Raw genomic sequence first — 19,988 nt, 5'->3', positions numbered from 1 at the left:
AGACTCTTTCTTATTGTCATAACTCTATCCATTTATAGAATAATTGTCAGCTACTATCGAGTATTCCCTTCTGACATTCATAACAATGTATCATCATAATGATAAATGAGTTGCACAACACCAGAAGAGAACGTTCTTGTATTAACCATTTTTAAATTCAACCTCTGATTTATATCCATAAACATCGGTTTTCCTTCCCCTAAAATAACAGGGTGGATAGATAATCTAAACTCATCAATAAGCCCTAAATTTATAAAAGTTGTAATGAGACTTGCTCCGCCATATAGCCAGATGTCTTTCCCGGGCTTATTCTTCAATTTATTTACTTCTTCAAGGATATTTTCATTTATAAATATTGCTTGATTATTAGTCTCTAAATGCGTTCTGGAAAACACGTATTTTTCCTTACTATGAACCAATTCCCAAATTTCTTTTTCGGAATCAGAGTCGTTAGTTTTTGGAATATAATTTCCCCATAAATCATAGCTTTTTCTACCATATAAAATCGTATCAATTTGATTCAAGAAACTAGCAAACCCCATATCAGGGTCCATAATGCACCAATCAACTTCACCGTTTTTCCCTTCAATAAAACCATCTAAAGTAACTGCTAAATCTAAAATTATTCTTCTCTGTTTTACGTTATTTGTCATAACTCTTTCTCCTTTTATTTATTCAGATATTGTTTCTTCTGCCCCGTTGAATAAGGATTAAAAACCGATAGAATATATGTTCTTATTCATTGTAACAATAATTTTTCTATCGTTCAACTAGCCCCTTCCTATGTAGCGTGTGGAAAGTAATTAAGGTCAGATAAATATCACTCAAAATTGATAAGGTGCGGAATACGGCTACCTTACAATGACTTTATTAAAGAACCTTAATTTCAACGTATAGGCAAAAATCACGAAAAGGAGAAAGGAAATTTTTATGAAGAAAAATTTATTTAATCCTCTAACGTTAGTATTAGTGTGTGTATTACTCGCTCTAGCTACATGGATTTATACAATTATGGATGTTGGCTCACCTGACGAGTTGAGTAAAGAAAACTGGCCAAAGACAGAGGAAAAAGTAAATCAAGCAACTATTGAACACTTTAAAATAGAAAAAGATATTGATGTTGTGATTGAAAAAGTTAGTTTTTCCGGGGAGTATGCGAAGGCGGACTTGATAGTCATTAGGGGTAACTTCTAAGTTCTTTACTATCTTTGTGACATACATAAAGATGGTGTTCTACCCATTGTGTACCTTTTCCATCCCACGGGGTAGATACATCCTTTCTGCCAAATGCTTCTCTACCTTCAAAACTCCATACTTCTTGATGAAAATACCCTATCTGTTCAAGTCCCTTTTACCTTAGGAAAAACATCATAACTTTTTATTCAACGGTTTTCATCACTTCGTGGTGAAGAAAAAATACCATTCACTGTCCCGTTAGTTTAGTACATGACTTCACAATCTTCATCGTGATACTAGCATAAATATCCGATAAAGCGCCTCCTTCACTGTTTTCTTCGAGAGTTATTAAAAATAGTGTCTCAAATTCTTTCTTGGGACACTTTTTTACATAGTACGTTTCTGACAGTGCTGGCTAATTCTTTCACTGTGCATCTTCTGATATCGGTAAGACTGTAGAATATTTTACTTCTCTTAAAGATAAGTTCGTTTGAATTCGGGAAATGCCTAACCTATTTAATTTTCTTATGAAGCTATCTAATTCCTGTCGATCTCTAATAACTACCTTTAACAGATAATCATACTCGCCTGTTAAACAATGACATTCTAATATTTCTGACATAGTTGTTAAGGAACTTTCCAAAGCTTCTAATTCTTTTTCTTGATGAATATTTGTACTCATGAAAACATAACAAAGTAAATCGAATCCCAATTTCTCCTGATTTAAAATGGCAACTTGTCTGTCAATAAATCCTTCACTTTCTAATCGTTTTATTCTCGTATGTGTCGCCGGTGGAGACAAATTCACTCGTCCCGCTATTTTTGCATTACTTATCTGAACTTCTCTCTGCAAAATATCTAGTATTTGAAGATCAACACTATCTAATAATCTTCTTTCAAAATCCCTCATGCTATTCGCTCCTTTTTTAATTCGAAAATTCAGCCGTATTTGCCAATTATAATTAATTAAATTCCGTAAAACTCCATTATTCTTTTTATTATTTCATTTTTTATTCACTACACAAAATATTATACTGTCTAAAAAGCAAAAATGTTATGATTATTTTAGATAACATAAAAACTCAATTGTACATAGAGCATCTTTTTTATTGTTAATACGGGAATCAAAGGAGAGATATTGTTTTGAAGAATATCTATGTTTTCTTAATGCTTTTAGTCAGTTTGCTTTGGGGGGGCAATTTTGTTGTTACAAAATCCCTTGTCGATCATGCCTCGCCCTTAACATTGACGAGCTTACGATGGATCATTGCCGTTGCTCTACTACTTCCAATTGTATGGTGGAAAGAAAAAAGATTGCTTCCCCCTCGGGATGCCATTCTCCCTTTATTTTTAATGGGTATTACGGGTGTGGTTTTCTTCAATATCTTTCAATTATTAGCGTTGGAAAGAACAACATCGACGAATGTTGGCCTTATTTCAACATTAAATACAATTTCAATTTCCGTTTTTTCATTTGTATTTCTAAGAGAAAAGATTAGTATTCTTCAAGCGCTTTCAATGCTACTTTCGTTATTTGGTGTTCTTCTCGTACTTTCAAAGGGGAATATCAACTTGTTATTGTCGTTTCACGTTAATTTGGGTGATTTATGGATGATGACAGCTGTATGTGTATGGGGAATTTATTCGGTTTGTAGTAAATTGGCAATGAAAACTACCTCACCACTAATGTCTACTTTGTATGCAGGCATATTTGGACTTCTTATACTATTGCCGTTTAATCTTAGGGATTTTACTTTGAATAATGTTAATCATTCTTTTATTCTATCTCTTTTATATACAGGAATCATCTCCACAGTAGTTTGTATGGTACTTTGGAACATTGGTATTCAAAAATTAGGGACTACAACATCCGGCATTTTCCTTAACTTCAATCCGATTTTCACTGCACTTCTAGCATTTTTATTTATAGGAGAGAGCATCACGTGGACGCAAGGAATTGGAGGATTGGTTGTTATTTTAGGATGTTATTTATTTGCACATTTTAAAACAACTGCAAGTCCACTTAAAAACTCTTTTTCAAACTAAGAGGATAGAAAAAAGTCACTCACATTTGTAGTGAACCCCAATAGTGAGATTTTTTGGTCTAACTTTGGTGTGCAGTTCAAATCAGTGGCTTTTTAACTGTAGTTATAAGGTTTTCAACTATTATTGATATACTAAGTTGTTAATAGCGGTTTACAAAAAACATTCCATCAACCTCTTGCTAATTTTCATTTTCCTAGTTTCTCCTGCACTTTTCGTAGCGCCCATTATAACATCGAATTGGCCTTCTTAAAGAAAACTGCCCTCTTTATCAAGAAATATAGGATTTTGTTATACATCTTTATTCAAATGTAAATTTTGATATTGCTATGACTTGTACTTAATGCAAGTGCTTTAGTTTGGTACAGATCAAGTGCTACAAGGGCAATCTTATTTTCAAATATTGCATAATTCATATCGAGAAATAATTTATAAAAATGCAATGCATTGTTATGTCAAATTAGAGGGGTAGGTATATTACCTGTTCAACTTCAAAATTGAATAATTTGTTAATTATTCTCTCATTTTACCATTATCCTGTAAATTAATGTTATACTATACTGGAATAATAATTTATGGAGGCGGTATTATGTATTACAGTAATGGTAATTATGAAGCTTTCGCACGTCCTAAAAAACCTGAGGGTGTTGATGAGAAATCAGCGTATCTTATTGGTTCAGGACTAGCCTCACTTTCAGCTGCATGTTTTTTAATTCGTGATGGCCAAATGAAAGGAGAGAATATTCATATTCTCGAAGAGTTAGATATCTCAGGAGGTAGTCTTGACGGTATTCTAAATCCGACAAGGGGTTTTATTATTCGTGGTGGTCGAGAAATGGAAGATCATTTTGAATGCTTATGGGATTTATTTCGTTCAATCCCATCTTTAGAACTTGAAAATGCTTCTGTTTTAGATGAATTTTATTGGTTAAATAAAGAAGATCCTAATTATTCTAAATGTAGATTGATTGAAAAAAGAGGTCAGAGACTTGAGGATGATGGGAAATTTACATTATCTGATAAATCATCTGAAGAAATGATTAAATTATTTTTTACGCCTGAAGAGAAATTAGAGGATAAAAAAATTACAGATGTTTTTTCTGATGAATTTTTTGAATCGAATTTTTGGTTATATTGGTCCACGATGTTTGCTTTTGAAAAATGGCATTCTGCAATGGAAATGCGTCGTTACATTGTGCGTTTTATTCATCATATAGGTGGATTACCTGATTTATCTGCTTTGAAATTTACAAAGTATAACCAATATGAATCTTTAGTTCTTCCTATGATTAACTATTTAGAAAAACATAATGTTGATTTTCAGTACAATACTGTTGTAGAGAATGTTTTAGTTGATAGAGTTGGAGACAAAAAAGTAGCTCAAACTTTGGTGCTGAGACAAAATGGTGAGAAAAAAAATATAGAGCTAACAGAAAATGAACTGGTATTTGTGACAAATGGTAGTATCACAGAGAGTACAACTTATGGTGACAATCATACACCAGCCCCTATAAGTTCTGATTTGGGCGGTAGTTGGTCCCTTTGGAAAAATATAGCTTCACAAGATGCTGAATTTGGTAGACCAGAAAAATTCTGTGATAATCTCCCTAAAGAAAGTTGGTTTGTTTCAGCAACACTTACTACATTGGATGCTCGAGTTGCTCCGTATATTGAAAAAATCAGCAAAAGAGATCCATATGCTGGGAAGGTAGTTACTGGTGGTATCGTATCTGCTAAAGATTCCAATTGGATGCTAAGCTATACGTTGAACCGACAACCTCATTTTAAAAATCAGCCAAAAGATCAATTAGTCGTTTGGATTTATGGTTTACTTTCTAATAAACCAGGTAATTTTATTAAAAAAAGTATCACTGAATGTAGTGGAATTGAGATAGCACAAGAATGGTTGTACCATATGGGCGTACCTGTAGATGAAATACCGGATTTAGCACAGAATTCATGTAATACAATTCCATGTTATATGCCTTTTATAACATCTTACTTCATGCCTAGAGCATTGGGTGATCGTCCTTTAGTTGTCCCTAATGGTTCTGTTAACTTAGCCTTCATTGGGAATTTTAGTGAAACAGCAAGAGATACCGTATTCACAACTGAATATTCAGTAAGAACTGCGATGGAAGCTGTTTATCAATTATTAAATATTGATCGAGGCGTGCCAGAAGTATTTGCTTCTGCATTTGATATTCGTACTTTATTAGCTTCAACTTCTCGCTTACTGGACGGTAAAAAATTAACTGATATAGATGCTCCATTTATCTTAAAACAAATCGGGAAGTTAGGCATTCATAAAACAAAAGAAACAATAATCTATGATTTACTGAAAGAAAGTGAATTGATCGAATAAACGAACAATCAAGTATTGTGAAAAATTGAGCTCTTCACCATAACTTGTGGTTGTCTTCTGCTCTGCCAGTGTGCTTTCCTGTGGGCGCCCGATGAGCCGCTTGGGGCAATAGGATGTTGGTCACGAAGGCGTTATCACAGGACGTGATGCTTTTAGCCTTCGTTCCTCTATGTTGCTCGCTCCAGGGTCTCATCTCGGACGCTTAATCCCCTAGGAGTCACACTGGCGGCGCTCCAGCCAAGTTATATTACATTTTAAAATGTCAACCACATCTTTTGGTGATGAGTCAAAAATTGATCATTTCTCATAAAAGTTAAATAAAAAACGGCTTGATGATGACTACAATAATCACAAGCCGTTTTTATTTATTAATTTTTATAAAGAAATTAATTACAACACCGTAGCTTCTGGCTCATAGGCAATCATTTCTTTAATGGTATTGCCTTCGCCCATAATGGCTACTGTTGGCTTATGGTCCTTCGCCTCAGCATTGTCTACATAGACATAAGAAATGATAATCACAATGTCGCCCCGTTGTACAAGTCGTGCTGCTGCCCCATTTACGCAAATCACACCCGATCCACGTTGGCCCGCAATAATATACGTTTCAAAGCGTGCGCCATTGTTGTTATTCACGACATGGACTTTTTCGTTTGCGAGCATACCGACTGCATCTAAAATATCTGCATCGATTGTAATGGAGCCTACATAATTCAAATCCGCTTCCGTCACAGTGGCACGGTGGATTTTGCTATTCATCATCATTCGTAACATATTATAATCCTTCTTTCATATTGAAAATACAGTTATCGATTAAACGGGTGTTACCGATGTACACCGCCGCCGCCAACAGTACTTGTTCGGTGTCGGCTGTCACTGGTGTTAAGTCGGGATACGCTAATAATTCAATATAGTCGATTTGGCCATGCGTTCGTGCAGTAAGGTGACAGTTTGCTTTTGCTAGGGCACTACTCGCATCTCTGTTTGCTACAAAGCTGTCACGTGCCAGCTGTAATGCTTCATTAATTGCGGGAGCTTCTTGACGGTCTTGCTCGCTTAAATAAACGTTACGAGAAGATTTTGCTAAACCGTCCTCTTCGCGCACAATCGGCACGACACGCATCTCTAGCGGGAAGTTATAGTCCCGCACCATTGTAGCGATAATTGCCACTTGCTGGGCATCCTTTTGTCCAAAATAAGCACGGGTCGGTTGTGCCAAATGGAATAACTTTGCGACGACCTGTAGCACACCGTCAAAATGGCCTGGGCGACTAGCCCCGCAAAGAATTGTTGCCTGCTCACCTGCACAGATGCGAATACCGCCGTCATGTGGATACATTTCTTCTACACTTGGCGCAAATACAATGTCTACCCCTACAGTCGCTGCCAAAGCAGTATCACGTGGTAAATCACGCGGATAGCTTTCAAAGTCTTCATTTGGACCAAACTGAGTCGGATTCACGAAAATACTCATAACTACCAAGTCATTTTCTGCTCGTGCTGTTTGGGCTAATGTTAAATGGCCTTCATGTAAATAGCCCATCGTTGGCACTAGACCAATTGTTTTTTGTGCTTGTTTGGCTGCTTGAATTTCTGTTGTAAGCGCTGTGATAGTTGTGACGACTTTCATTTACTTAACGCCTCCATATAGCTGATCCAGTGCCTCTTCTTTCATCGTAAAGAAATGCCTCGCTGCTGGGAATGTCCCTGCCTTCACTGCGTCTACATAGCCAGTAATTCCTCGACTTGCCTCACTGCCCATGTCAGCAAAACGTTCTACAAATTTCGGCACATGATGTGAGCCATAGCCCAGCATGTCATGGAACACTAATACTTGCCCATCTGCCTCTACACCAGCACCAATTCCGATTGTTGGAATAATTAGACTGGCAGAGACCATTTCTGTCACCTGATGCGGAATACACTCTAATACAACCGCACAGGCACCAGCCGCTTCACATTTTTTTGCATCCTCTAACAGTTTCGCTGCTTGTTCAGCTGTTTTTCCTTGCACCTTATAGCCACCTATTACCCCCGCTGACTGTGGTAACAAGCCTAAATGAGCAACCACTGGAATTCCGGCAGCTGTCAGTTTCGCAATAACAGCCAGCACATCGTCAGCGCCTTCAACCTTTAGTGCATCTGCGCCCGTTTCCTGCATCATGGACACAGCGGTTTTCAAGGCATCATTGCTATCCCCATGATACGAGCCAAACGGCATATCAACGACCACAAACGTATCCTTTGCCCCGCGACGTACAGCTTTTGCATGGTGTACCATATCTGCCACTGTAACTGGCATCGTAGATTCATAGCCAAGCACAACCATTCCTAGTGAATCACCCACTAGAATCATATCGACGCCGGCTTGCTCCGCAAATGTTGCAGCTGGGAAATCATATGCCGTTAGCATAACGATTTTTTCACCTGCCGCCTTCATTTTCAAAAAATCTGATGTTGTTTTCATCATGTAGTCCTCCTTTTTTAAGGGAAGAAAACAGAAAAACCCTTCTGTTCCTAAAAATGGGCAGAAGGGTAGTGTGTTCGTCCTAAATTAATTACGCCTAAACGTAATTACTATGTTGAACGCATCGTTTTCTTCCGTCCCTGTCTATAAAAAGATCAAGGCAGATATTTGTTGTAGTTTGGTTTTACGTGTTGGAAGGTGCCGTTCACAAAAGGATACTGCCCTTCAGGACATACTATAACAGATAAACCATGTTATCTTCAAATATAATTTTCTAGCAATTATTCCTTCTCATCGATTCGCTAAAGAAAATCAAAAATATTTACATTTGAAACGAGTGTTAATATTGAGCTTTTAAATCATTGAAAACAAGCTGGGACAAAAGAGAAAAAGTGTTAGATTGACTGATGTCGATCTAACACTTTTTTGCTGTGAACGTTGATGTCCGCTATGGTGAACGCTTTCCGGGGGCGTGGCCTGAGCCTGTAGTCTCAGGCGTCACGCTAATCCCCCAGGAGTCGCCACCTTCGCTACCATCAACTAGTGCTCTCTTCTAAATTTTATTGATGCCAAAAGGAAGAACGTCTAAATTTTTCTTCATTTTAGATAGCGAAAATTTAATAATACCTTTACTTCTCTTTCCTAAAATTTAAAGTTTTGTCCCAGCCTCTTTCGATGTTGTGCAGGGCAAGGCGATCTATTCAACCCACAGAGAATTGTCGGATCTTGACATCTTACATGTGATAGACCCGTCATCTCGTAGGAAAGCACCAGGGATACTCCTACCTTTGAGAACTGAATTTAGCATACATAAAAATTGTCACTATGAAAAAACCAATTATATTCCTATTTCCAGCATTTTCACGGTGATTTTCCCAATCCTATCATCCATGTGCGTACCGTCAAACTTCGGAAGCTTCAGCTCGCTTACGATTCTTCCGTCACGCATAAACAGTATACGTTCCGTCCTTGCTGCAACCACTGCGTCGTGAGTTACAAGCATAACTGCAGTACCGTCCGCGTTGATTTCGGAAAATATGTCCATAATGTCCTGTGCAGATTTTGAGTTGAGCGAACCAGTTGGCTCGTCGCCGAAGAGTATTTTTGGGCTATTCATAAGTGCTCGGCATATTCCCGCACGCTGAAGCTGACCTCCCGAAACTTGTGTAATGTCACGTTTTTCAAGCTCTGCAATGCCAACCCTTTTCATAAACGCTCTTGCCTTCTCCGAAATTTTTGTGGCGTTTTTGCTATTGCCGCGCATTGACGGAAGAATAATGTTATCAAGGATGTTCAGATTTTTCAGCATAGTCGGCTGCTGAAACACAAACCCCATTTCTGTTCTTCGTAGATCTGAAAGTTCATTGTCCCCAATCGCCGATAAATCCTTGCCGTCAAACACGACCTTTCCGCTATTAACCCCATCCATTCCGCTTAGTGCAAACATCAGCGTCGATTTTCCCGACCCAGAGGGTCCCATAACTGCAACGAACTCACTTTCAGTTATTTCAACAGACATTCGGTCGAGAACATTGCGCTGTTCATCGCCCTCGCCGAAAGTTTTTACTATATCATCAGCAATAATAATCTTCTTCATATGCCTACTCCTTTATATTTTCGGAAATTTTTATTTGTCCTGCGCTCGCTGTGCCGATCATTGTTGCGATAAGTACCGGGCACATCATCATAAGCGGACTAAACAGATACGCCGAAAACGGATTGACTGCAAACTTAAACGTCGACGCTCCAAACTTGGAAATAACCGCCCCCGCAAGTATCTCTCCGAGCGTGTTTGCTAGAAGTGTGCCAAAAACAATTCCGATTGTTCCTGCGTTCCTCTGCTTCTTTTCTCATGTTTGCCCCTCCTTATAGACCGACTGTCTGTCGATAAAATTAAAGCATTTTACTTTCACTTGTAAATAATTGTATTTAAAATTTCTGATATGGAAAAATCACATAAATAAATCATCCATAATTCCCTAGTAAAAACATGCTCAATTCGCAGGCTTTAGCTTTGCGATACATCAATTAAGAACTAGAATCTGATACTTAGTAAAGGTTTGGCGCTGCTTAGAAATAGCGAGAATAATTTTTCACATAAATTGACAAACCATGTTATACGTCATATACTATCCACATACTATACATCATATAATATAAAATCTTGTATAGGTAATTGAATGTGAGGTGGAAAGATGACATTTCAGCTTGGTTCAGCTTTACTTGATGCCTGTGTATTAGCGATTGTGGACAAAGAGGATGCGTACGGTTACTCATTAACACAGCAAGTTCAATCTGTGATGGATATATCCGAATCAACACTGTACCCCGTATTACGACGCTTGCAAAAAGCGGACTATTTAACAACCTATGACCAGCCCTACCAAGGCAGAAATAGGCGCTATTATCAAATTACCGAGCAAGGTCGCATACGATTAATGGGATTGTTACAGGAATGGCAAATGTATAAACATAATATTGACTGTGTACTTTTAGGAGGGGAATTAAATGGATAGAGCAAGCTATTTGAAAAAGCTACGAGGCAAATTACATCGCCTTCCTGCGCAAGAGTTAGATGCTGCGCTTGCCTATTATGAAGAATATTTTGATGAAGCAGGAGAGGAAAACGAACAGCAAGTCATACAACAGCTCGGCTCCCCTTCCAAAGTTGCATCACAAATAATGGCTGATTTTGCTTTAAAGGATTTTGATACAACGCCAGCTTCTACTAAAAAGAATATGACAACTATTTGGCTCATTATTCTCGCAATATTATCAGCGCCACTTTCATTACCAATTCTTGCTACTGCAGTAGCACTTATTATTTCATTGGGCGCAGTCGTATTCAGTTTTGTAATCGCCATTGTAGCAACGATATTAGGTATCTTTTTGGGTGGCCTTGTGGCGCTTATCTCCGGTTTCTTTGTACTTACTGAACATTGGCCCACTGCGTTACTCTTTATCGGTGTAGGATTAATCGTTACAGGATTAGGTGTCCTGCTCTTCCCTATCATCATTCGCATTGTCAAAAAAATTGGCCTTGTCTGCGTTGAGGTATTGGCAGGCTTATTCCATAAAATCACCAAAAAGCGCAAGGGGGGCTTGTAAATGATTTCTCGTCATAAACTTTTTGCTGTATCCATGATTACTTTAGGCCTTTTGCTAGCCGTTATCGGCTATGCCTCAGGTGGTAAATGGTCGATTTTTAAAGATGACACCGGTTTGCATGTGCCTACTAAACAGTCACTTGTCAATAATTCTTATACACTTGAAGCATTCACGAACATTGATGTTATCAATGACTATGGAGATGTCGAAATCCTTTCTGGCGATAGTTATGCTTTAGAAGTCCATGCGTTTGAAGATGCCGATGTTACCTATAGTGTTAAAAACGGTACGCTGACTGTTGAAACTGAAAGTAATAAAAAAAATCGAATTTCCTTTGGCTTTAGTATGAATACAACACCATCCATTAAAATTTATGTTCCTGAAAAAGTGGCGTTGAATAAAGTAGTGCTCGACAGTAATTTTGGAGATACAACGCTTCGTGGCTTGCAATATCAGCAACTCAATGTAATCAGTAATTACGGAGATATTCTGTTCAAAGATATGGATGGCATGAACACAGAAATTACCCAGTCTTTTGGTGATATGACGCTAGCACAATTTACAAGTAACGGATTCGTTGTTGAAAGCGAGCATGGTGATATTAACATTGACGGTACTTTAAACGGTCAAACAACGATAACATCTAGCTTTGGTGATACAACAATAAACTTACAAAACAAAAAAAACGACTTAGGCTATGAATTAAACACAGCCTTTGGAGATGTTACGGTCAATCATCAGTCACAAGACAGTAAAGTTACACAGCGATATGAAGGTGATCATCAGCTAAGTGTCTCGCTTTCCCACGGGGACCTAGAATTAACACTACAATAAAAACCGCCGGTAGAACCTGCATTATCGCTAATAAATCCTGCTAAATCGCTGATTGAACTTGCATTATCGCCGATAAAACTGCCTTTATTGTCAGTCGATTCTGCAATGTCGCTGTTAGCCAGACATGTTAATCATCAAAAACAAAAGCTGCGGGGCGTAAGTCGCCCTCGCAGCTTTTACTATGATAAAATTTTTATATCTCCAGAATAAATTGTTCGAACTGTGCCATCGTTTAGTGTTAGCTCTAACACACCATCTTCAGTAATGCCACTAGCAACACCCTCAAAGCGTTCCCGGATAGTCGTCACTTCGATGCGTTGCCCAATGGTGCACGACAATTCTTCCCATAGCCTTTTAATGCTAGCAAAACCTTCGTGGACAAACAAATCTGTGAATTGCTCTAAGTACTGTAGAATTGTAGCAACAAGTGCAGCGCGGTTAATTTCTTCGCCCGCTTCCAATCGTAACGATGTCGCAATGTCTGAAATGTCTGCAGAGAAATCCGTTTCTACTTGATTGGCATTAATACCGACTCCCACGAGTAATGCTTGAACAAGGTCCGCTTCTGCTTGCATCTCCGTTAAAATACCGGTACATTTTTTACCATTAATGAGTAAATCATTCGGCCATTTAATAGCGGGCTCTACGTTTTTATACAATGTTTTAATGGCCATTGTGACGGCAACCGCCACCACAAGTGTAAATGAGGATGCTTGCTGTGGTGAAACATCGGGTCGCACAATAATAGTCATCCAAATGCCTGTACCATGTGCAGATTCCCATGGTCTTGCCATACGGCCACGCCCGGCTGTTTGCTCTTCTCCGATAACAATTGTGCCATCCGGAGCGCCTTCCTGTGCAAGCTTATGAGCAATAGTCTGCGTAGAATCGACCACATCAAAATGGTGAATTTCTCGACCAAAGCGCTTTGTATTTAGAAAAAGTTCAATTTGTGTAGGGCTTAAACTATTTGGCACACCCGTTAACACATAGCCCTTTTTCTTTACCGTTTCAAATATGTAACCTTCCTCTTGCAATGTCTGCATATGCTTCCAAATAGCTGTACGTGATACACCTAGTGTATCCGCTAACTCTTGACCCGAAACGGCCTCACCGTTCGCAGCTAATAATCTTTTTAAAATTTCATCTTTCATGGACATACTCATGCGCAAATCAATCCTTTAGTATAATGTACGAATCGTTTAGTTGCTGTGAAAACATCGCTTTATTAGTATTTATCATACTGTAAATTGCGACAATTGACCACATAACGTCTTCAAAAATCACTTTCAAGCACAATAACTAGCTATAAGCGATGCATAATCAGACTATGCAGTTTCGGCTTTACTCCATAAAAAAAGCAAGTGACCATTGCCATGCTGCTACTAACGCATGTTAATTGGATCACCTGCTACAATTAGTTATTAGGGTTTTCCCCTTTATGGATATATGTCTGTTCAATCCAATGTTTTATCTGCTGTCGCTCATTTTGGAGCTCACCGCTGACAACCGCTTCAAGCATGGACTGCAAAGCCTCTTTTACCCATGGGCCACGTTTTTGTCCAGACCATTTTAACAAATCCATGCCATTTACCACAATCTCTTGTCGTTGTCGGATAGGCAACTTTGCCTGCGCCTCCTGAATACTTTCTTGTGGCATAGGAACGTCAAGCTGCCTAAACTCAGCAAAGTAACGGGCTGCCTCAAGCTCTTCTTCCCTAAACGTAAAATAGTCCAGATTGGTCCAACCGCTTTCGAACGCATGAAAAGCCGCTAAAGCCGACTTTACAAACGCCATTTCTTTATTTGATAAACGATAGCTACGCAACACGTCTGGCCATTTTTCACCTTGCGAAAGGGCAAAATACGCCCAACCAAATAGCTTATTTTGAACACAAAAGCCACGCCAATTTTCTGCGTGAAAGTCTCCAGTTAAAAATACAGCCAAATCACTTTCCTGAAGCTTCTTTATACCATTATAAACATCTTTTCCAACCCAAAGTTTATCGAGTTCGGCCTTGAGACGTTCTTTGGCTATAAAAGCAATATCAGCCGCCTTGGCCTGCATCGCCTGTAAAGTCGTTTCTTCAATTGAAAAGCCAAGCTGTGCAGAAAAACGCACAGCCCGTAGCATTCGTAGAGCATCTTCTGCAAAGCGCACCTGCGCCTCACCTACTGCCCGGATTACACGCGCTTCAATATCCTGTTGCCCACCGTAATAATCGACCAGAGATCCATCACGACGCATGGCAATGGCATTCATCGTAAAGTCTCGGCGCTGTAAATCTTCTTTCAGAGAACGTACAAAATGCACGGCCTCAGGTCTGCGATGATCAGTATATTCACCATCGGTTCGATATGTCGTTACTTCAACAGGAGCAGCTGGCACGATGACAAGCACTGTACCATGCTGAATACCAATATCCACTGTTCGTTTAAAAACAGCCTTCACTTCTTCTGGCAAGGCATTTGTCGCTACGTCAACATCATGTACAGGTCGATCCAGTAATGCATCTCGTACTGCACCCCCAACGACAACTGCTTCAAACCCAGCCTCCTCTAATTGTTCAATGACAAAGAAGGCTGCCTGCCATTCTTTATTGTTTTGCATGATTTTTTTCCGCAACCTTCTCGTACAATTTTTCATACTGCTCGACAATCTTGGATGAGTGGAATTTTTCATTAACAGCACGCATAGCCGCTTCACGGAAATTTTGTAATTGTTGTTCATCATTCAATAAATTGACGGCATACTCTGCTACGGCATCTGTATCGCCTTGTTCCACTAAATAACCATCCACACCATGATCAATGACTTCTGGAATTCCACCAACGGCTGAACCGATACATGGCACACCACAAGCCATTGCTTCTAGTAGTACCAGACCAAACGACTCTTGCTGTGAAAGTAATAGTTTAAGGTCACTAATAGAATACAATTCAGCTAAGTTTTCTTGCTTGCCTAAAAACAGGACGTCTTTGACATACGGACTTCCCTTCACTTGATCCATAACACGATGCTTTTCTGGGCCATCCCCTACTAATAATAGCTTTGCTTTCATGTTCGCGCGGATTTTCATAAAGGCATCCACAACATGCGGGAGGTTTTTAATTTTGCGGAAGTTAGAAACGTGAATAATGACTTTTTCATCAGCCTGAATACCAAACTGTGCTTTTAAATTTCCTGGGTCAAGTGGACGATATTCACGCTCATCAACGAAGTTATAAATTGTGTCAATTGGCTTCACAGTATCAATGAGATCATAAGTTTGTTCTTTTAATGCCTCTGATACTGCTGTTACTACATCTGACTTATCAATACCGTATCGGATCGCCTGAGAAAGTGTTGAATCCTGGCCAAGCACCGAAATATCTGTGCCGTGCAATGTTGTCACGATACCAATATTTTGCCCACTCATTTCACGCGCTAGCACCGCACAAACTGCATGTGGTATTGCATAATGCACATGTAGCACATCTAGCCCTTCATCTTTAATTACGTCTGCCATTTTACTCGCTAAGGCAATGTCATAGGGTGAATACTGAAAAACGGAATAATTGTTCACTTCTACTTCATGGAAAAAGACGGTTGGATAAATTTTATTCAATCGAAATGGTACGCTCGAGGTGATGAAATGAATTTCGTGTCCTCTCTCTGCAAGCATTTTTCCTAATTCTGTTGCGATAACACCAGAGCCTCCAACTGTTGGATAACAGGTAATGCCAATTTTAAGCTTTCTCATTCGATTATCATCCTTTCTGAATCACGTCTTTTAGTCTCGTCTTTCTTGAATCAGTCTCCAATCCACAAAACCCTCTTGCAGGCCTTTTAGTAATATTTCCGCAGTACCCATATTTGTTGCCAGTGGCACTTGGTAAACATCACAAAGACGAATAAGTGCAGAAACATCTGGCTCATGTGGTTGTGCTGTTAATGGATCACGGAAGAAAATAACCATGTCCATATCATTATTGGCAATCATTGCGCCAATTTGTTGGTCCCCACCAAGTGGACCTGAGCGAAAACGTGCGATCTCTAAACCTGTGGCTTCAATGACACGTTGCCCTGTAGTACCTGTAGCATATAGCGTGTGCTCCAGTAAAATATCTTTGTAAGCAATAGCAAACTGTACTAAATTATCTTTCTTACGATCGTGTGCGATTAGTGCGATTTTCATAATTTTTCCATCCAATCTTTAGATGATGTTTTCTAAACCATAAACAAGCTGATCCATTTTCATGACCTCTTCTACACAAAATGCGACGCCTGACATGAAGGAATTGCGATTTAGTGAGTCATGACGAATTGTTAGTAGTTGACCGTCACCACCAAATAATACCTGCTGATGTGCCACTAAGCCTGGTAAACGAACAGAGTGGATACGCATGCCATCAAAATCAGCGCCTCTTGCACCTTCAAGTGTTTCTTTCTCCTCTGGATGACCTTGCGCTTTTTGACTTCGCACCTCTTGAATCATTTGGGCCGTTTTAACAGCAGTACCAGACGGGGCATCTAGTTTTTGATCATGATGCATTTCAATAATTTCTACATCAGGTAAGTATTTTGCCGCTTCCTTGGCAAATTTCATCATCAGGATGGCACCAATCGCAAAGTTAGGTGCAATAATACAGCCTAACTCCTTTTCTTTGGCAAGTGCTGATAATTCCTCTAGTTGCGCATCTGTAAAGCCTGTTGTTCCGATAACAGGACGTACACTTAAATTCAATGCCTCTTTTGTATGTTGATATACTGCATGTGGATTCGTTAAGTCCACTAGTACATCTGGAGCAGTCACTTCTACAAGTTCATGCATATCTGTAAATATTGGTGCTGTATAACTCGCTGGGAACATATCTAATTCTGCTAATGTTGCGCCTACTTCTTTATAATCTAGTACAGCTACTAATTCCATTTTGTCATGTTTCATGACTGTATGTACAGCTTCAGCTCCCATTTTTCCTCTTGGTCCTGCAATTGCTACACGAATCGACATTATTCTTCATCCTTTCTTGTCCAGCGACCCTTATCTCTCGTTTCAAATTTATGTATGACACGTAGAAGCGCTTCATCCAAATTAATGCCCTGTGCATTGGCAAAGCATACTAAAACAAAGAAAAAGTCGCCTAATTCTTCCTCTATGCTATTCACCTCTTCGGTGCTCTTTTTCTTCTTTTGTCCATAAACATCCTGTACTTCACGTGACAATTCACCAAGCTCTTCCGTTAAACGTGCCAGTAATTCAAATGGTGGGAAATAGCCTTCTTTAAACTGTCCAATATAATCATCCACACGTTTTTGTAAAGCTTGCATTGTAACTTGCTCTGTCATCGATAATCACACTCCTACCTCCATCGTATAAAATTTACACCATTGTTGTCAAAAACAATAAAATGACAGATAATAGAATCCACTACTTCATTTGTTTGAACGCCAGGAGGTCTTATGCTTAAACAGATCAAAATACGCAATATCATCGCAATAATGCTCGGAGCTGCAATTTTTAGCTTTGGCTTTGTACACTTTAATATGCAAAATCAGCTAGGTGAAGGAGGTTTTAGTGGGATTACCCTTGTGCTTTATTTTACAGTAGGTTGGGATCCTGCATTACTGAATTTACTGTTGAATATTCCCATGTTTATTCTCGGCTGGCGACTACTCGGAAAAAAAGCATTTATTTATACCATGATCGGAACAATTTCTGTATCTATGTTCCTGAAAATTTTTCAAAAATACCAATACACCATTCACTTAGAGGATGATTTATTCCTTGTTGCTCTTTTTGCTGGGGTCTTTGTCGGACTCGGTCTCGGTATCGTATTCCGCTTTGGCGGTACAACTGGTGGTGTAGATATTTTAGCACGACTCGCCCATAAATATTTTGGTTGGAGCATGGGTAAAACAATGTTTATGTTCGATGCTATCGTGATTTTACTGTCATGGCTAACATTTTTAGATGCACGCTCTATGATGTATACACTAGTTGCCGTATTTGTCGGTGCACGCGTCATCGATTTTGTACAGGACGGGGCATATGCAGCGCGCGGCGCATTAATAATTTCTGAAAAGTCTAGTGCTATAGCAGATTTGATTGCACTTCGTATGGAACGTGGCGTCACGGTCTTAGAAGGTCATGGTCACTTTACAAAGCAGCCAAAAGAAGTGCTGTATTGTGTTGTCGGGCGCAATGAGGTTGTACGCTTGAAATCTATTATTCACGAATTGGATCCTCACGCCTTTGTATCTATTTCGGAAGTGCGAGATGTAACTGGCGAAGGCTTTACACTGGACGACCAAAAACAACCCATCCACTAATCACAATATCCACTATCCGCTTAACCATCAGCGGGTATTTTTTCATAGCCCGGAGGATTATTTAGTTGCACCTATTTGTGAAAGAAAAAAACTCGCTATAGTGGCAATATCCACTATAGCAAGCTTTTTAATTAGTCATCGCTTCGCATACCAGTAAAGATTAAAATCAAACGTAATAATTCTAATACAGCTACTGCTGCTGCGGCAACATATGTTAATGCTGCGGCACTTAACACTTTACGTGCTGGGCGTTCTTCTTCGTTTGTAATAATTCCTAGTGAATTCATTTGCACAAGTGCCCGCTTCGACGCATCGAACTCAACTGGCAATGTCACTAATTGGAATACTACCCCAGCTGCTAATAATACAATCCCTAAAAGCAACATATTCGAACTACTTGCAAAAATACCAATCATCACAAAAATCCAAGAAGCATTTGAAGAAATGTTTGCTACTGGTACAAGCTTACTACGCAATGTAAGCATTGAATATGCTTCTTTATGTTGGATAGCGTGGCCTACCTCGTGGGCAGCAACTGCCGCTCCCGCAACACTCGCTTCATAAAAGTTACTTTCCGATAACGCAACTGTTTTTGTTGCCGGATTATAGTGATCAGATAATACACCTTGTGTTGGCACAACGCGCACATCATATAAGCCGTTCGCATCTAAAATCGCACGCGCTACCTCTGCACCCGTTTGTCCCTTCATTGTACGTTCCTTTGCGAACTTTTTATACGTACCTTTTACTTTCATCTGTGCGTACAGTGGCAGTATTAGTATAATCGCAAAATAAACAATATACATAGTTGTTGACAATTTTTTTAACCCCTTTCTAACTCGATACTATAATTCTATAGACATTTACCTAATTCGGCAAATATTTGCGCCACCTCATTGAGAAAAAGGCAAGAAAAATACAAGCGATGGATAACCAAAATGTAAAATAGCCAATATAGTTTGTATAGTCTGCTAAATCTCGATACATCGGCATTTGTCCAAAAACATAGTCAATCACATCATTATGCAAAGTCCATACAGCGGCTACAGCGATATGCCAATATGTAAATACATACTTGCCAATGTAAAGCACGGCCTGTACGGCCATCGCAAAATGTGAACCGACAAGCATCCAGCCCTGCCAGCCAATAGAGCCTGTTTCAACCAATGTCCAAATGTTCATAACATCTGCCCATAAACCGTATTTCACCAATGTTACAAGCGCTAATACTTCCATGAGTGGCCAACTTTTGCCTACAATCCACGCAGCTAAGACAAAGCAAAAAAACAAACTGGCAGTCGGACTGTCCGGTACAAAAATACAAAAAATAGGCTCCGTGATGGCAAGTTGCCAGCCATACCAATAATAGCCGTAAATTGTTCCTAATAGATTAATGACTAGTAATAATATTAAAAATGATTTATGCGTAAGGAGATACCAGATGTTTGCACGTGTAATTTGCATAAATAAAACTCCTTTACTGTCCGTCTTTAACTAAGATGTCTTTTTTCCTTATAATTATGTATTCATTGGAGTGAGTTACTTGCGCTATGTCTCTTTGTTGACAAAAAGGTAATAAATACGTTTTTCGACACCTTCTCCTAAATCACGTCAAATTCAAACAGTTCTTCACTTGCAATCATGATTACAGTTAAAACCTGCGAAAAAGCTAGAAAAAAAGA

21 protein-coding genes and 2 pseudogenes are annotated in these 19,988 nt (G+C 39.1%); 7 read left to right on the top strand and 16 right to left on the bottom strand.

Going from position 1 to position 19,988, the window contains the following annotated elements:
• Positions 1-77 precede the first annotated feature (77 nt).
• A complete protein-coding gene (locus tag C9J31_RS07950; protein ID WP_107925130.1) occupies positions 78-653 on the bottom strand; it encodes a dihydrofolate reductase family protein in 576 nt (191 codons plus the stop codon).
• Positions 654-930: 277 nt separating this feature from the next.
• On the opposite strand from C9J31_RS07950, the gene C9J31_RS07945 reads away from it, so the two are divergent.
• Positions 931-1,194, top strand: a complete 264-nt coding sequence (locus C9J31_RS07945) for a hypothetical protein (protein ID WP_107951166.1) — start codon at positions 931-933, stop codon at positions 1,192-1,194.
• On the opposite strand, the pseudogene C9J31_RS24125 reads toward C9J31_RS07945, so the two are convergent.
• Both C9J31_RS24125 and C9J31_RS07940 read right to left on the bottom strand, forming a co-directional pair.
• Positions 1,184-1,382 (bottom strand): annotated as a pseudogene (locus C9J31_RS24125) (GrpB family protein); the annotation flags it as partial. The gene C9J31_RS07945 and the pseudogene C9J31_RS24125 sit on opposite strands and share 11 nt — an antisense overlap.
• A gap of 218 nt (positions 1,383-1,600) precedes the next feature.
• Complete coding sequence (locus C9J31_RS07940; RefSeq protein ID WP_107951167.1) at positions 1,601-2,086, bottom strand: Lrp/AsnC family transcriptional regulator; 486 nt, start codon at positions 2,084-2,086, stop codon at positions 1,601-1,603.
• 233 nt (positions 2,087-2,319) lie between these two features.
• On the opposite strand from C9J31_RS07940, the gene C9J31_RS07935 reads away from it, so the two are divergent.
• Positions 2,320-3,222, top strand: a complete 903-nt coding sequence (locus tag C9J31_RS07935; RefSeq protein WP_107951168.1) for a DMT family transporter — start codon at positions 2,320-2,322, stop codon at positions 3,220-3,222.
• 586 nt (positions 3,223-3,808) lie between these two features.
• Positions 3,809-5,584, top strand: coding sequence for an oleate hydratase (locus tag C9J31_RS07930; RefSeq protein WP_107951169.1), 1,776 nt, complete (start codon positions 3,809-3,811; stop codon positions 5,582-5,584).
• A gap of 390 nt (positions 5,585-5,974) precedes the next feature.
• Here the strand turns inward: C9J31_RS07930 and panD are convergent, their stop codons facing one another.
• From panD to C9J31_RS23570, 5 genes and pseudogenes are all read right to left on the bottom strand, one after another.
• Positions 5,975-6,358, bottom strand: coding sequence for an aspartate 1-decarboxylase (gene panD / locus C9J31_RS07925; RefSeq protein WP_107925125.1), 384 nt, complete (start codon positions 6,356-6,358; stop codon positions 5,975-5,977).
• Between the two features lies 1 nt (position 6,359).
• Complete coding sequence (gene panC / locus C9J31_RS07920; RefSeq protein WP_107951170.1) at positions 6,360-7,214, bottom strand: pantoate--beta-alanine ligase; 855 nt, start codon at positions 7,212-7,214, stop codon at positions 6,360-6,362.
• Positions 7,215-8,051, bottom strand: a complete 837-nt coding sequence (gene panB, locus C9J31_RS07915; RefSeq protein WP_107951171.1) for a 3-methyl-2-oxobutanoate hydroxymethyltransferase — start codon at positions 8,049-8,051, stop codon at positions 7,215-7,217.
• A gap of 838 nt (positions 8,052-8,889) precedes the next feature.
• Positions 8,890-9,648, bottom strand: coding sequence for an ABC transporter ATP-binding protein (locus C9J31_RS07910; protein ID WP_107951172.1), 759 nt, complete (start codon positions 9,646-9,648; stop codon positions 8,890-8,892).
• A gap of 4 nt (positions 9,649-9,652) precedes the next feature.
• Positions 9,653-9,874 (bottom strand): annotated as a pseudogene (locus tag C9J31_RS23570) (hypothetical protein); the annotation flags it as partial.
• Between the two features lie 372 nt (positions 9,875-10,246).
• Between C9J31_RS23570 and C9J31_RS07905 the strand changes: the two are divergent.
• Genes C9J31_RS07905 through C9J31_RS07895 form a run of 3 tightly spaced genes read left to right on the top strand, consistent with a single transcriptional unit; the run spans position 10,247 to position 11,993 of the window.
• Positions 10,247-10,567, top strand: a complete 321-nt coding sequence (locus C9J31_RS07905; RefSeq protein WP_054768040.1) for a PadR family transcriptional regulator — start codon at positions 10,247-10,249, stop codon at positions 10,565-10,567.
• On the top strand, positions 10,560-11,159 hold the full coding sequence (locus C9J31_RS07900; protein ID WP_107951173.1) for a DUF1700 domain-containing protein: 600 nt from the start codon (positions 10,560-10,562) through the stop codon (positions 11,157-11,159). The genes C9J31_RS07905 and C9J31_RS07900 overlap by 8 nt, the downstream gene beginning before the upstream one ends.
• Positions 11,160-11,993: a DUF4097 family beta strand repeat-containing protein gene (locus C9J31_RS07895; RefSeq protein ID WP_107951174.1), complete on the top strand. Its 834-nt coding sequence runs from the start codon at positions 11,160-11,162 to the stop codon at positions 11,991-11,993.
• A gap of 179 nt (positions 11,994-12,172) precedes the next feature.
• On the opposite strand, the gene C9J31_RS07890 is transcribed toward C9J31_RS07895, so the two are convergent.
• The 6 genes from C9J31_RS07890 to C9J31_RS07865 all read right to left on the bottom strand — a co-directional run bounded on the left by C9J31_RS07890 (position 12,173) and on the right by C9J31_RS07865 (position 17,322).
• Positions 12,173-13,159 (bottom strand): biotin--[acetyl-CoA-carboxylase] ligase, encoded by a 987-nt coding sequence (locus C9J31_RS07890; protein ID WP_107925120.1) that lies wholly within the window; start codon positions 13,157-13,159, stop codon positions 12,173-12,175.
• Positions 13,160-13,410: 251 nt separating this feature from the next.
• Positions 13,411-14,604 (bottom strand): CCA tRNA nucleotidyltransferase, encoded by a 1,194-nt coding sequence (locus C9J31_RS07885; RefSeq protein ID WP_107951175.1) that lies wholly within the window; start codon positions 14,602-14,604, stop codon positions 13,411-13,413.
• Entirely contained in the window at positions 14,591-15,736 is a 1,146-nt protein-coding gene (bshA, locus tag C9J31_RS07880; RefSeq protein WP_107925118.1) for an N-acetyl-alpha-D-glucosaminyl L-malate synthase BshA, read from the bottom strand. Before bshA ends, C9J31_RS07885 begins: the two co-directional genes overlap by 14 nt.
• Positions 15,737-15,766: 30 nt before the next feature.
• Positions 15,767-16,171 carry a methylglyoxal synthase gene (mgsA, locus tag C9J31_RS07875; RefSeq protein ID WP_054768039.1) on the bottom strand — a complete coding sequence of 135 codons (405 nt, stop codon included), beginning with the start codon at positions 16,169-16,171 and terminating at the stop codon, positions 15,767-15,769.
• Between the two features lie 18 nt (positions 16,172-16,189).
• The gene (gene dapB, locus C9J31_RS07870; RefSeq protein ID WP_107951176.1) at positions 16,190-16,987 is read right to left on the bottom strand and encodes a 4-hydroxy-tetrahydrodipicolinate reductase; all 798 of its coding nucleotides are present in this window, start codon (positions 16,985-16,987) and stop codon (positions 16,190-16,192) included.
• Complete coding sequence (locus C9J31_RS07865; RefSeq protein ID WP_054768037.1) at positions 16,987-17,322, bottom strand: nucleotide pyrophosphohydrolase; 336 nt, start codon at positions 17,320-17,322, stop codon at positions 16,987-16,989. Before C9J31_RS07865 ends, dapB begins: the two co-directional genes overlap by 1 nt.
• Before the next feature lie 114 nt (positions 17,323-17,436).
• On the opposite strand from C9J31_RS07865, the gene C9J31_RS07860 reads away from it, so the two are divergent.
• Positions 17,437-18,306: a YitT family protein gene (locus tag C9J31_RS07860; protein WP_107951177.1), complete on the top strand. Its 870-nt coding sequence runs from the start codon at positions 17,437-17,439 to the stop codon at positions 18,304-18,306.
• 131 nt (positions 18,307-18,437) lie between these two features.
• Here C9J31_RS07860 and C9J31_RS07855 read toward each other — a convergent pair whose 3' ends face one another.
• Together C9J31_RS07855 and lhaT are read right to left on the bottom strand one after the other, a co-directional pair.
• A complete protein-coding gene (locus C9J31_RS07855) occupies positions 18,438-19,112 on the bottom strand; it encodes a zinc metallopeptidase (RefSeq protein WP_107951215.1) in 675 nt (224 codons plus the stop codon).
• A 61-nt stretch (positions 19,113-19,173) separates the two neighbouring features.
• Complete coding sequence (lhaT, locus tag C9J31_RS07850; RefSeq protein ID WP_107951178.1) at positions 19,174-19,770, bottom strand: lipoprotein heptaprenylglyceryl N-acetyltransferase LhaT; 597 nt, start codon at positions 19,768-19,770, stop codon at positions 19,174-19,176.
• Positions 19,771-19,988 lie beyond the last annotated feature (218 nt).

Source organism: Lysinibacillus parviboronicapiens (assembly GCF_003049605.2).
In the GTDB taxonomy this organism is placed as follows: Bacteria; Bacillota; Bacilli; order Bacillales_A; family Planococcaceae; genus Lysinibacillus; species Lysinibacillus parviboronicapiens.
Note: the sequence above shows the minus strand (reverse complement) of the source record. Positions and strands in the feature narration are given on the sequence as shown.

What these genes read in the sequence shown, in the direction of transcription:
- panB (WP_107951171.1), bottom strand. Translation starts at nt 8,051, where the DNA reads ATGAAAACAACATCAGATTTTTTGAAAATGAAGGCGGCAGGTGAAAAA.
- C9J31_RS07945 (WP_107951166.1), top strand. Translation starts at nt 931, where the DNA reads ATGAAGAAAAATTTATTTAATCCTCTAACGTTAGTATTAGTGTGTGTA.
- panD (WP_107925125.1), bottom strand. Translation starts at nt 6,358, where the DNA reads ATGTTACGAATGATGATGAATAGCAAAATCCACCGTGCCACTGTGACG.
- C9J31_RS07940 (WP_107951167.1), bottom strand. Translation starts at nt 2,086, where the DNA reads ATGAGGGATTTTGAAAGAAGATTATTAGATAGTGTTGATCTTCAAATA.
- C9J31_RS07890 (WP_107925120.1), bottom strand. Translation starts at nt 13,159, where the DNA reads ATGAGTATGTCCATGAAAGATGAAATTTTAAAAAGATTATTAGCTGCG.
- C9J31_RS07885 (WP_107951175.1), bottom strand. Translation starts at nt 14,604, where the DNA reads ATGCAAAACAATAAAGAATGGCAGGCAGCCTTCTTTGTCATTGAACAA.
- dapB (WP_107951176.1), bottom strand. Translation starts at nt 16,987, where the DNA reads ATGTCGATTCGTGTAGCAATTGCAGGACCAAGAGGAAAAATGGGAGCT.
- C9J31_RS07855 (WP_107951215.1), bottom strand. Translation starts at nt 19,112, where the DNA reads ATGTATATTGTTTATTTTGCGATTATACTAATACTGCCACTGTACGCA.
- panC (WP_107951170.1), bottom strand. Translation starts at nt 7,214, where the DNA reads ATGAAAGTCGTCACAACTATCACAGCGCTTACAACAGAAATTCAAGCA.
- C9J31_RS07865 (WP_054768037.1), bottom strand. Translation starts at nt 17,322, where the DNA reads ATGACAGAGCAAGTTACAATGCAAGCTTTACAAAAACGTGTGGATGAT.
- C9J31_RS07860 (WP_107951177.1), top strand. Translation starts at nt 17,437, where the DNA reads ATGCTTAAACAGATCAAAATACGCAATATCATCGCAATAATGCTCGGA.
- C9J31_RS07895 (WP_107951174.1), top strand. Translation starts at nt 11,160, where the DNA reads ATGATTTCTCGTCATAAACTTTTTGCTGTATCCATGATTACTTTAGGC.
- mgsA (WP_054768039.1), bottom strand. Translation starts at nt 16,171, where the DNA reads ATGAAAATCGCACTAATCGCACACGATCGTAAGAAAGATAATTTAGTA.
- C9J31_RS07900 (WP_107951173.1), top strand. Translation starts at nt 10,560, where the DNA reads ATGGATAGAGCAAGCTATTTGAAAAAGCTACGAGGCAAATTACATCGC.
- C9J31_RS07910 (WP_107951172.1), bottom strand. Translation starts at nt 9,648, where the DNA reads ATGAAGAAGATTATTATTGCTGATGATATAGTAAAAACTTTCGGCGAG.
- C9J31_RS07930 (WP_107951169.1), top strand. Translation starts at nt 3,809, where the DNA reads ATGTATTACAGTAATGGTAATTATGAAGCTTTCGCACGTCCTAAAAAA.
- lhaT (WP_107951178.1), bottom strand. Translation starts at nt 19,770, where the DNA reads ATGCAAATTACACGTGCAAACATCTGGTATCTCCTTACGCATAAATCA.
- bshA (WP_107925118.1), bottom strand. Translation starts at nt 15,736, where the DNA reads ATGAGAAAGCTTAAAATTGGCATTACCTGTTATCCAACAGTTGGAGGC.
- C9J31_RS07950 (WP_107925130.1), bottom strand. Translation starts at nt 653, where the DNA reads ATGACAAATAACGTAAAACAGAGAAGAATAATTTTAGATTTAGCAGTT.
- C9J31_RS07905 (WP_054768040.1), top strand. Translation starts at nt 10,247, where the DNA reads ATGACATTTCAGCTTGGTTCAGCTTTACTTGATGCCTGTGTATTAGCG.